Genomic DNA, 11603 nt, shown 5'->3' with positions numbered 1-11603 from the left:
GTCCCCCTCTCCGGAACTGCTGGCGGCTGTGGTGGTCCTGCGGACCGCGTCACTCGGCGTCCACGCTCCACCCTTGACTCGCTCACTGCAAAACCCCGGCCGCTCGCATTTCGGCGGCGAGAGCCTGTACTTGTTCGTGGGTGGGCCCGACCTGCGGCAGTCGCGGGTCGCCCGCCTCGATATTGAGCAAACGCAAACCAGACTTCGATGCGGAGACCCCGCCGAGCGCAGCGATGGCACGGAACAGCGGGAACATCGACGCGTTCAGCCGACGAGCACGCGCGTAGTCGCCGATGTTCGCCGCGTCGAGCATTTTGCGCAGTCGGCCAGCAACGAAATGCCCGGCGACGCTAACGAATCCCACAGCTCCAACGGAAAGCCACGGGAGGTTCAGCGGATCGTCACCGGAATAGTACTCAAGGCCAGTTGTCGCAATGATTTCCGCACCGAGATTCAGATCACCCTTCGCATCTTTCACGGCGATGATTCGCGGATGCTCCGACAGCGCGAACAAGGTGTCGCGGGCGATCGGCACGATCGAACGCGGCGGAATGTCGTAGAGCATCACCGGAAGGTCTGTTGCGTCCGCGACCGCGCGGAAATGCGCGAGCAGACCAGTCTGCGGCGGTCGCGAATAGTAGGGCGTAACGACGAGAAGACCATGGGCACCGGCTTGAGCGGACGCGCGCGCGAGTTCGATGCTGTGCGACGTGTCGTAACTTCCGGCGCCAGCGATAACGCGTGCACGGCCACCCACTGCATCGACGACGGCGCGGAGCAGCGTCGACTTCTCGTCGTCGGTGGTGGTTGGCGACTCACCGGTGGTGCCCCCGAGAACGAGTCCGTCACAGCCCTCATTGACGAGATGGTCCGCGAGCTTCACGCCTGCGTCAACGTCCAGCTTGCCGTCGGGTGTGAAGGGCGTGACCATCGCGGTCACAACGGTGCCAAACGCGCGCGCCGCGTTCGACGACGGAACACCAGTGGTCATGGTGCTTACGCTACCTTTCAGCTTGCCAGATACCGAATAACCGTGGCCGGACAGACGGCACGAGATCAGGAAACTTCGTTTAGTGTCACTTATCCTTCGGTGACAAAGGGGCTCGTTGCAACTTCACTCCCGTCGGACAACGTGCCGATATCGAAATCGCCGAAGATATTCGGGGCAATCTTCTGGAGCTGCCGCAGACACTCGATCGCTAGTTCCCGGATCTCCACGTCTGCGTGTTCGGTTGCTCGCATTCCAATAAAGTGCCGCCAGGCGCGGTAGTTCCCTGTGACCACGATGCGGGTCTCAGTGGCGTTGGGGAGGACTGATCGTGCGGCCTGACGTGCCTGTTTCCGCCGGAGCAGAGCATTGGGCATTTCCGCGAACTTCTGCTGCAGAGCTTCCAGCAGCTCGACATACGCCTCGCGAGTTACCTCCGCCGCCTTGCTCAGTAGTGCTTCGAGTTCGGGGTCGCCGGCGATCGCCGGCGGTGCGACGATATTCGCGTCGTCTTCATGCACGAATCGCTGCGACAGCTGAGAGTATGAGAAATGCCGGTGCCGAATCAGCTCATGGGTGCACGACCGCGATATACCGGTGATGTAGAACGTGGCTGAGCCGTGCTCCAATACCGATAAGTGCCCGACCTCGAGGATGTGGCGAAGATAACCGAGATTGGTCGCGGTCCGTGGATTGGGCTTGTTCCAGCTCTGATAACAGGCACGCCCAGCAAACTCCGCCAGCGCCTCACCGCCGTCAGCGTCCGTTTCCCACGGAATGTCACTGGGCGCGAAAAATTCTGTCTTCGCGATGAGCTGCACCTTGAGCGGCACGATCTCCGGCACCGATATCCTCCTACACGTGACTTCACTCGCGGATGCGTGAAGCACATCGATTATCTCTCACAGCGCGACGAGTCAGGAGTTCGGGCACATGCCAGTTAGTGGATCTATCGATTTCGACGTCAAAGCACCACCGGAGAAGGTCATGGAGGCGATCGCTGACGTGGAGTCGCTGCCACTGTGGTCCTCATCGCACCGGAAGGTCGAAGTAAAGTCGCGTCATGACGATGGCCGTCCAGCTCGGGTGTGGATGGCGATCTCCACTATGGGAGTCAGCGACGAGCAACTTGTTGAGTATTCATTCGAGGATAACGCCGTGAGCTGGGAACTGGTCGAGCCCAGTGGCCAGCAGAAGTCCCAGTCAGGCGCCTACGTGTTGACGCCATCAGCAAAGGGCACGTCGGTGAAGTTCGAGCTGACGGTGGATCTCAAAATTCCTATGCCAGGTTTCCTCGTCAAGCGCGGCCAGAAGATGGCTTTGGAGACAGCATCCAAGGGCCTCAAGAAATTCATCGAGGAAGGCAAGTAGGTCCTCGCCGATCCGCATGACGCCAAACTGACATCAAACTTCCCTTGACTGATGTCAGTTATGGCGTCACTGTGGTGTCATGGATCTTTCCCGCTACACCGATCGCTTCCGCGACGACCTACTTTCTGCTGCTTCTCTCGGTGATGACCGAGCCAAAGAGGTGGCGTCGGCCCTGGCCAAAGCGGCAGAGCCGTCCCTGCGGCTCATCTTGATGACCGCGCTCAGCGACCTCGCCAAACAGGTCTCCGACGAAGTCGACGACCGCACAGTCGAGGTGCGCTTGTCCGGTGACAGTCTTGACGTCGTGGTGATCCACGACGCTGATGCTGCAACCCCGGAACCTCCCTACGACCCCATCGCGGACTTCGAGCAGGCGCTCGATGACCTTGGTGGCAACATCTCGCGCGTAACGCTGCGGTTGATGGACAACATCAAGTCACGTGCCGAAGAAGCTGCGAATGCCAACGGCGTGTCGCTGAACTCGTGGGTCTCACAAGCTGTTCGTGGCGCGCTGCGCGACCAGGGCAAGTGGTCCTGGGAGCCGCCGCACTCCCGGCCGCGTCGACCGGCACCGGAGTCCGAGAGCGGCACGGGCACCAGTGACACGGCGGACTCGGGCGGCACTGCCCGGCCGGAGTGACGTCACTCAAGTAGCGTGACAGCAAGCGTCGCGCCAAGTTCGTAGCATCGCTCTCTTAATGACGAGTCAGGCTGGCCCTGGAATTCGAGTGGCTTCGCGACCAATTTCAGCGCCAGCCCCGCAGTGATTTTCTCGACAGACTTCACCGCACCAACCGTGTCCTGATTGCCATGCACCCACAGGCCGAACGGGCGCCCCGCCACCGCATCGAGCGCGGGATAGTAGACGGAATCGAAGAAGTGCTTGAGCGCCCCGGACATGTAGCCGAAATTCGCGGTCGTGCCGAATAGGTAGCCATCGGCGTCAAGAAAATCGCTGACGGTGGCGCCGAGAGCGGGAACGGACCGCACGTCGACGCCCTCTATCTCGGGGTCGCGCGCACCTTCGAGGACCGCCTCGAGCAGTTCCCGCGTGCCGGGAGAGGGCGTGTGGTGCACGACCAGCAAGGTGGGGCTCACAACGTCACTCCTTTAATTCGAGCCTTTCAAGTTCGACTGCACGGCCCATCGCTGCACGTGCCCGCTTACGGTCGCCGGCGATGTCGTACGCGCGCGCGACGCGGTACCAGCACCGCCAGTCGTCTGGCTTCGCATCAAGTTCGGCTTTGACGGACACAAACAATTCATCCGCTGCATCGCGCTTCACCCGTCCCGACGGCATCCTCGGTAAGTCCGAGATGTCGAGTTCCATGCCTTCAGCGCTGATGCGCTGTGCGAGCCGTGAATGCTGAAACCCCGCACGCAGAGTCGTATACCCCACGTACACGCCGAGGAACGGCAAGACGAGGATCGCGACGCCCATCGTGGTTGCTACCGCGTTCCCGTTAGTGATCAGGAGCATTCCCTGGCGGCCCATCAGCACGAGGTAGAAACCGAGCGCGACGGAGATGAATACGATCGCGAGTTTAGTTTTCACAGGTCCATGAGGGGGTCGATGCCGATGGTCAGCCCTGAACGCCGTGCGATACCACGGACGCCGAGCAAGACGCCTGGAGCAAACGAGGTTCTATCGATCGAGTCATGCCGGATTGTCAGCGTCTCCCCCTGTGTGCCGAACAGGACCTCCTGGTGTGCGACGAGGCCGGCAAGCCGGATCGAGTGCACGTGTACCCCTGATACTGACGCACCCCGCGCGCCATAAAGTGCGGTCGAGGTGGCATCCGGCATCGGCGGGCAGCCGGCATTGTCGCGTGCGCTGCCGATGAGATCCGCAGTACGCGCGGCCGTTCCCGACGGAGCGTCCGCCTTGTTGGGATGATGCAGTTCGATGATCTCCGCCGAATCGAAGAACCGTGCGGCCTGTTCCGCAAACTTCATGCACAGGACCGCGCCGATCGCGAAGTTCGGCGCGATGAGCACCCCTACCTCCGGCTGGAGCGCGAGCCATTCCCGGACCTGTTCGAGGCGAGCCTGATCGAATCCGGTCGTCCCGACAACCGCATGGATTCCGTTTCCGATGAGGAACTCAAGGTTTCCCATAACAACATCAGGATGCGTGAAGTCGACCACGACCTGTGCACCGTTGTCCGTGAGATCCGAAAGAGAATCATCCCGGTCCACCGCCGCGACGAGGGTCAGATCTGCAGCCGCCTCGACAGCGTCGCAGATCGCGGTACCGACCTTGCCTTTCGCGCCCAGGACACCCACTCGGATTGTGCCCGTCTCAGTCATCGTGCTCCTCACTCATGGAACCGGCCCGGTCAACTGACCCGGGCAGTCCGGCAGATTCTCTTCAACTGCGCGGGAAGTGCCTCAACTTCACCGTACGGTCCGACAACAGCGGCACCAAACGGACGCCGGAGCAGGTCATTCGCAACGGCGCGAACATCCTCCGCAGACACTGCGCTGATTCTGCCAACAGTATCGGCCACGGAGAGATGGTTGCCGTAGCTGAGCTCGCTGCGCCCGATGCGGTGCATACGTGATGAGGAATCCTCGAGCCCCAGCACTAGCTGGCCCCGCAGATTGCCCTGTGCACGTCGGCACTCGGCCTCAGTGATGCCACGTTCGGCGACCTCCCGTAGCGTCTCCGTGACAAGAGTGATGACGTCACCGAGGTGTTCTGGCTGGCACCCGGCGTAGACCGAGAAGGCGCCCGCGTCAGCGAATGTATCGACGCCCGAGTACACCGAGTAGGCAAGCCCACGCTTTTCGCGAACCTCCTGGAAAAGCCGCGAACTCATGCCGCCGCCGACAGCGGTGTTGAGTACGGACAACGCCCAGCGGCGCGGGTCGTGGCGGCCGAATGCCCGGACCCCCAATGAAATGTGTGCTTGCTCGCTTTCTCTGTCGAGCAGCGCGATTTGCGGGGCGCCTCGCAGCGACAACTTTCCCTCTCGGCGAGGCACTGGCGTGGCCTCTGACCTGAGTGCGTCACCGAAGAACGAGCGCACCAGATCGACAACGGATTCGTGGCGGAGGTTGCCCGCAGCGGCAACAACCATACGATCCGGCCGATAGCGGCGTGTGTGGAAGCCGTGCAACTGGCGTCGCGTCATGGCTTCAACAGACTCCGATGAACCGATCACGGGACGCCCGATTGGATGGTTCGCGAAAAGCGCGGCAAGAAAAGCATCACCGAGCAGGTCCTCCGGGTCATCATCGCGCATCGCGATCTCTTCGAGCACGACACTGCGCTCGATCTCGACGTCCTCGCTCCTGCAGCGGCCGCGTAAAACGACGTCGGACACCAGGTCGAGTGCTAGTGGAAGGTCGTCGTCAATCACATGCGCATAGAAGCAGGTGTGCTCGCGGGCAGTGAACGCGTTGAACTCTCCGCCTACTGCGTCCATGGCTTCGGCGATATCAAGCGCAGACCGCGTCGGGGTGGCTTTAAACAGCAGGTGTTCGAGAAAATGCGCTGCCCCGGCGTGGTCAGGGTGCTCGTCACGTGACCCGACCCCGACCGATAGGCCAACGGACACTGACCGCACACCGGGGATGTGCTGGCTCACCACCCTTAGTCCCCCAGGCAGCAAAGAACGCTGCACCGGACCGGGTTCTCCCTCTGCGAGGTGCAGGCGGCCAGGACCATCACTGGAATCCTGGGCCGCCTGCACGCAGTAACTGTTATTCAGCTGCCCGGAACTATTCGTTCGAGGCTGGCTCGCCGCCACCTGATTCGTTCTGACCATCAGTGCTGGATTCTGCTGTCTCTCCGGTCTCGGACTCCTCATCGAGAGGTACGAGACTGATCTTCCCGCGGTTGTCGATGTCAGTGATCTCGACGCGCAGTTTGCTGCCGACGCTCACTACATCTTCCACCTTAGCGATCCGCTTTCCACCGCCGAGCTTGGAGATGTGGACAAGTCCATCGCGGCCGGGCAGCAGGGAAACAAACGCTCCGAAAGCGGTAGTCTTGACGACCGTGCCGAGGAAGCGATCACCGACCTGCGGCTGCTGCGGGTTAGCGATTTGGTTGATCCGATCGATGGCAGCCTGAGCTGACGGACCATCGGTGGCGCCGACGAAAATTGTTCCGTCGTCTTCGATTGAAATCGACGCACCGGTCTCCTCGGTGATCTGGTTGATGACCTTGCCCTTCGGGCCAATCACTTCACCGATCTTGTCGACGGGGACCTTGATCGTGGTGATCCGCGGCGCATAGGGACTCATGTCGTCGGGGCGATCAATCGCCTCAGCCATCACATCGAGAATCGTGAGGCGTGCGTCGCGCGCCTGGCTGAGAGCACCAGCAAGAACCGACGACGGAATGCCATCGAGCTTCGTGTCAAGCTGCAGGGCGGTCACGAAGTCCTTGGTCCCCGCTACCTTGAAGTCCATGTCGCCGAAGGCATCTTCCGCGCCGAGGATGTCTGTCAGTGCAACGTAGCGGCGCTCTGTCTTCCCGTCCGCGGTCTCGGCGTCCTCGGACACCAAACCCATCGCGATACCTGCGACTGGTGCTTTCAGCGGCACGCCAGCGTTGAGCATCGACAACGTCGCGGCACACACTGACCCCATCGACGTCGAACCATTCGATCCAAGTGCCTCAGAGACCTGACGAATCGCGTAGGGGAACTCCTCGACGCTCGGCAGCACAGGGACGAGTGCCCGCTCCGCGAGCGCACCGTGACCGATTTCGCGGCGCTTCGGCGTGCCCACGCGGCCAGTCTCACCGGTCGAGTAAGGCGGGAAGTTGTAGTGGTGCATGTAACGCTTCGACTTTTCAGGGCCAAGCGAGTCGATCTGCTGCGCCATCTTCACCATGTCTAGCGTGGTGACGCCGAGAATCTGTGTTTCACCACGCTCGAACAGCGCACTGCCGTGTGCCCGCGGGATAATGGCGACCTCTGCGGCAAGTGAGCGAATGTCGGTGATGCCGCGGCCATCGATGCGGAAGTGATCAGTGATGATGCGGCGACGCACCTGCTTCTTCGTCAGCGACCGGAAAGCAGCACCAAGTTCCTTCTCGCGTCCCTCGAACTTCCCGGCGAGCTGGTCGAGGACCTCTGCCTTGATCTCGTCGAGACGCTCTTCACGCTCATGCTTCCCGGCGATCGTCAGGGCCTGGACCAGCGGCTCGGTGGCGATATCCGCGACAGCTGTGTACACGTCCTCCTGGTACGGCGGGAACAGCGGGAAGTCAGCGGTCTCCTTGGCTGCACCGCGTGCCAGTGCCTGCTGAGCTTCGCACAGCTTCGCAATGAAGGGCTTGGCCGCTTCGAGGCCTTCCGCAACGACATCCTCTGTCGGTGCCTGCGCGCCTGCCTCAATCAGCTTGATCACATCGTCGGTGGCTTCGGCCTCCACCATCATGATGGCGACGTCCGCATTGTCTCCGGACCCTGAAACGATGCGACCCGCGACAACCATGTCGAACACCGCGTCTTCGAGTTGCTTCACGGTGGGGAACGCAACCCACTGTCCTTCGATCAGCGCAACGCGCACGCCACCGATCGGCCCCGAAAACGGGAGGCCAGAAAGCTGGGTGGACGCGGACGCCGCGTTGATGGCCACAACGTCGTACATGTGCTCAGGATCGAGGCTCATGACCGTGATGACGACCTGGACCTCGTTACGCACGCCCTCGACGAATGTGGGGCGCAGCGGCCGGTCGATCAGTCGGCAGGTGAGGATTGCGTCAGTTGATGGGCGGCCTTCGCGGCGGAAGAACGAACCGGGGATACGGCCCGCGGCGTACATACGCTCTTCGACGTCGACCGTCAGCGGAAAGAAGTCGAAGTGCTCCTTCGGCTGCTTCGACACGGTGGTGGCCGACAGCAGCATCGTCTCTTCGTCGAGGTACGCGACGACGGCTCCAGCAGCCTGCTGGGCGAGGTGGCCAGTTTCGAAACGAATCGTTCGCTTCCCGAACCGGCCGTTATCGAGCACTACCGAGCTTTCGAAGATGCGCGGTTCGTGATCGGTGTTGTCAGTCATTCAGTATTTCTCACTCTCGAATTTTCTTCCGTACCGCATGCGCGGTATTTGGGTTCTGGCGCAGCTGTTCCAGTACAGCGCGCACATCGCCCAGCCAGACAAGAGAGCACAGACCACGTGCTGCGCACGGGCGTCCGTGCAGCTCACCTCCGCTACCGCGGCCTTCGATCGAAGCGGCCGGAGGACGTCATCCGGCGGCCACTACCGAGGACCGACGCGAGGAGGCAACTCTGCCCAGCAGAGCGTCGTTCACTCCATGAATGAACCTCCAGAAGACTACCAGTCAACGCCGACACATAACGGTCAAGACGCCACACGGACTGACGAATACATCAACGGGCCCGGTCACCGCCCTAGCGGGCAGCGACCGGGCCCGTCACATCCGTCAAGGATGAAAGAGAAACCGGATCAGCGGCGCAGGCCAAGACGCTCGATCAGCGAGCGGTACCGCTGAATGTCGACCTGCTGCAAGTACTTGAGCAGCCGCCGGCGACGACCGACGAGCAACAGCAGGCCACGACGCGAGTGGTGATCGTGCTTGTGCTCTTTGAGGTGCTCAGTGAGGCCAATGATGCGCTTCGTGAGAAGCGCGACCTGTGCCTCGGGGGATCCGGTGTCGCTCTCGTGGAGTCCATACTCCTTGAGAACGTCCTTCTTCGTCTGGGTATCCAGTGCCACGGATAATCTCCTGAATCACGTCCGCGCGATGATTATGAACCCGCAGTGAAATGCCGGTCTAACAGCATTTCCGCGCACGTTCATCGGCACAGCCACCGCGAACCGCAGCCGTACCAGCGATCAATCGTAACAGAACAGAGCGGTCGGCTCGTAACCAGGGATTTCGCCCTTACACACCACCACCGCTGATCAGAGATTGAGTCAGTCCGGTCCCCCACCAAGTGGCGAGAGTGGATGATGGACTGTGAATCCGACCGACTCAGTTAGGTGACCCACCCATGCCACAGTTCCGGCCCGATAACGCGATTATGTATATCGACGCGGGATACCTGTGGCTCACGCTGCAAGAGTTGACGGGAAAAGCGAATCGTCAGCAACTCGGGATCGACCAGGTCGCCCTGATTCGGCTGATCGGCGAACTCGCCCAGCGGCATCATCCAGAGGTACGCGTCTTGCGACAGATGTGGTACGACGCGGAACCCGACAACGGGGCCCCGATTATGCACCATCAGCTTATTCGCGACACTCCCGGCGCATGCTTACGCACCGGCACTCTGTATTTCGTCGATGGCTTCCCTCGCCAGAAGGGCGTCGATACCCGACTGGTTGCGGACGTGGTGACTGCAGCAATAAAGGGGGCTGCGGCTGAAATCATCATTTTCGCCGGTGATGCGGATCTGATTCCAGCGCTCGATGCGGCGGCGAGTGAAGGGGTTCGCACCGGCCTCTGGTACCTCGATGGCGGGGACACCGTATCGCGCAGGCTCAAGGGCGCAGCCGATCATGTACTCGCACTCGACCCGCAGATATTTCTTGATCTCCAGTACCGCGGACGCCCCGCTGAGGGTCCAGCTATCGACTTCTCGCTCGGTGAGCATCACATCACGGACGACGCTCAGGCGGCGCCACCGGCTGCTACCGATGCACGGACCGCGCAGGCCACCCCAGGGGTGAAGGGCGATGCCGGTCATCCCGCAGTATCAGCACGCACAGCGGAGCCAGATCCCGCGGAGGAGTCAGCTGAGGTGCAGGTCGCGGCAGCAGAAGCAAAGCCGCAGCAGCTAGCCGGCACCGACAAGGATTCTGAGCCAGCAGGAGAAGCGGTGTCCAGCCCAATTCCCTCGCCTGTCGCGATGCCACGGTTTATTCCGAGGAAACGCGCCGTCAAAGAGACGGACCTGATCCCGCTATCCGTACTCAGCCGAGTTGGCGCACAGCTGGTTGTGGACACGCAGGGCGAACCCCGCCGGATTGGTGAGCGGTACGCGCAGCGCTGGTGGGATACGTCATCCAAGGAGCAGCGCGCACGCATCGTCCAGTTCCTCGCGGGTACACCGCAGGTGCCCCAGCGAGTGGACTCGGACCTCCTGCACTTGGCGTGTGCCGCAATGAGCGTCGAGTTCGTCACGGAGGAGGCCAGGTTCGCCTTGCGCGACGGGTTTCTCGCCGAGATGAAGATGCGGGTCAGACAGCCCTGAGAACTTCCTGCGTCTGCGCTACATCGCCACCCATCGCCGCAATGAGTTCGTCGACAGACCCGAAGCGCCGCATCCCCCGCAACCGCTGGACGAAGTCGACGGCCGCATGCTGACCGTATAGGTCAGCATCGACGCCTAGGACGTAGGCCTCCACAGTTCGCGCAGTTCCTGAGAACGTGGGATTCGTCCCGACAGATATCGCCGCCATGCACCGCTCCCCTGGGTCTATCGTGCCTTTGACCGCCCCTGGGCCTATCACGGTGAACCAGCCCGCGTAGACACCGTCCGCGGGGATCGCGGTGTACATCGGCGGTGCGACATTGGCAGTCGGGTATCCGAGAGATTTTCCGCGGCCATCGCCACGAACGATGACACCTTCGATCCGGTGCGGGCGGCCCAGAGCCTCCGTGGCGGCGTCCATGTCCCCGGCGTCGACGCACGCGCGAATATACGTGGACGAGAAGGTGACCTCATGTTCGGCAAGCAAGCCGACACCATGCACGTTGAAACCGAAGCGGCTGCCAAGGAGCCGCAGTGTGTCAACGTCCCCGGCTGCTTTGCGCCCGAACGTGAAGTTGTCGCCGACGACAACTTCTGCGACGTGAAGCCGCTCCACCAGAATCTCGTGCACGAAAGCTTCCGGGGAGAGACGCGACAGTTCGACGGTGAACGGCATCACGCAAAAGACGTCGATGCCAAGTTCTTCAACCAGTTCGGCACGGCGCGTCAGGGTTGAGAGTTGCGCCGGATGTGAACCTGGCCGTACGACCTCGGAGGGGTGGGGATCGAACGTCATCAGCACGCTTGGGACCCCAAGGCGCCTTGCCTCTTCGACCGCCTTCTTGATTAGCCTGGCGTGCCCCCTGTGAACCCCGTCGAAGACACCGATTGTGAGCACACATCGGCCCCAGTCCGCCGGAATCGAAGCGAGGCCTCGCCACCGTTGTCCGCCTTGAGCATCTGAAGACCACTTCTGCTGCACGGTGAAAAGCCTACGACGGCACAGTCACACGAGCACACGCGGTCCATCACACAGGGTCTGAGCTTCAGGGCTGGAGTGAGCCGCG

12 protein-coding genes are annotated in these 11603 nt (G+C 61.7%); 3 read left to right on the top strand and 9 right to left on the bottom strand.

Annotated features, from left to right (window positions below):
• Positions 1 to 82: 82 nt before the first annotated feature.
• Complete coding sequence (dapA, locus tag AS9A_RS07955; RefSeq protein WP_013806445.1) at positions 83 to 991, bottom strand: 4-hydroxy-tetrahydrodipicolinate synthase; 909 nt, start codon at positions 989 to 991, stop codon at positions 83 to 85.
• Positions 992 to 1080: 89 nt separating this feature from the next.
• Complete coding sequence (gene thyX / locus AS9A_RS07950) at positions 1081 to 1833, bottom strand: FAD-dependent thymidylate synthase (protein WP_013806444.1); 753 nt, start codon at positions 1831 to 1833, stop codon at positions 1081 to 1083.
• 88 nt (positions 1834 to 1921) lie between these two features.
• Here thyX and AS9A_RS07945 point away from each other — a divergent pair, with 88 nt between their 5' ends.
• Together AS9A_RS07945 and AS9A_RS07940 are read left to right on the top strand one after the other, a co-directional pair.
• Positions 1922 to 2359: an SRPBCC family protein gene (locus AS9A_RS07945; RefSeq protein WP_013806443.1), complete on the top strand. Its 438-nt coding sequence runs from the start codon at positions 1922 to 1924 to the stop codon at positions 2357 to 2359.
• Between the two features lie 79 nt (positions 2360 to 2438).
• Entirely contained in the window at positions 2439 to 2999 is a 561-nt protein-coding gene (locus AS9A_RS07940) for a toxin-antitoxin system HicB family antitoxin (RefSeq protein ID WP_013806442.1), read from the top strand.
• A 2-nt stretch (positions 3000 to 3001) separates the two neighbouring features.
• Here AS9A_RS07940 and AS9A_RS07935 read toward each other — a convergent pair whose 3' ends face one another.
• The 6 genes from AS9A_RS07935 to rpsO form a co-directional block, all read right to left on the bottom strand.
• Positions 3002 to 3457 (bottom strand): flavodoxin family protein, encoded by a 456-nt coding sequence (locus tag AS9A_RS07935; RefSeq protein WP_013806441.1) that lies wholly within the window; start codon positions 3455 to 3457, stop codon positions 3002 to 3004.
• A gap of 4 nt (positions 3458 to 3461) precedes the next feature.
• The gene (locus tag AS9A_RS07930) at positions 3462 to 3914 is read right to left on the bottom strand and encodes a hypothetical protein (RefSeq protein ID WP_013806440.1); all 453 of its coding nucleotides are present in this window, start codon (positions 3912 to 3914) and stop codon (positions 3462 to 3464) included.
• Complete coding sequence (gene dapB, locus AS9A_RS07925; protein WP_013806439.1) at positions 3911 to 4669, bottom strand: 4-hydroxy-tetrahydrodipicolinate reductase; 759 nt, start codon at positions 4667 to 4669, stop codon at positions 3911 to 3913. Before dapB ends, AS9A_RS07930 begins: the two co-directional genes overlap by 4 nt.
• 29 nt (positions 4670 to 4698) lie before the next feature.
• On the bottom strand, positions 4699 to 6018 hold the full coding sequence (locus tag AS9A_RS07920) for a M16 family metallopeptidase (protein ID WP_041451687.1): 1320 nt from the start codon (positions 6016 to 6018) through the stop codon (positions 4699 to 4701).
• Between the two features lie 67 nt (positions 6019 to 6085).
• Positions 6086 to 8380, bottom strand: a complete 2295-nt coding sequence (locus AS9A_RS07915) for a polyribonucleotide nucleotidyltransferase (RefSeq protein ID WP_013806437.1) — start codon at positions 8378 to 8380, stop codon at positions 6086 to 6088.
• 408 nt (positions 8381 to 8788) lie between these two features.
• On the bottom strand, positions 8789 to 9058 hold the full coding sequence (gene rpsO / locus AS9A_RS07910) for a 30S ribosomal protein S15 (protein ID WP_013806436.1): 270 nt from the start codon (positions 9056 to 9058) through the stop codon (positions 8789 to 8791).
• Between the two features lie 278 nt (positions 9059 to 9336).
• Here rpsO and AS9A_RS22640 point away from each other — a divergent pair, with 278 nt between their 5' ends.
• Complete coding sequence (locus AS9A_RS22640) at positions 9337 to 10536, top strand: NYN domain-containing protein (protein WP_013806435.1); 1200 nt, start codon at positions 9337 to 9339, stop codon at positions 10534 to 10536.
• Here AS9A_RS22640 and AS9A_RS07900 read toward each other — a convergent pair.
• The gene (locus tag AS9A_RS07900; RefSeq protein WP_013806434.1) at positions 10523 to 11518 is read right to left on the bottom strand and encodes a bifunctional riboflavin kinase/FAD synthetase; all 996 of its coding nucleotides are present in this window, start codon (positions 11516 to 11518) and stop codon (positions 10523 to 10525) included. The two genes, AS9A_RS22640 and AS9A_RS07900, sit on opposite strands and share 14 nt — an antisense overlap.
• Between the last annotated feature and the right edge of the window lie 85 nt (positions 11519 to 11603).

The organism is Hoyosella subflava DQS3-9A1 (assembly GCF_000214175.1).
Lineage (GTDB): Bacteria > Actinomycetota > Actinomycetes > Mycobacteriales > Mycobacteriaceae > Hoyosella > Hoyosella subflava.
Note: the sequence above shows the minus strand (reverse complement) of the source record. Positions and strands in the feature narration are given on the sequence as shown.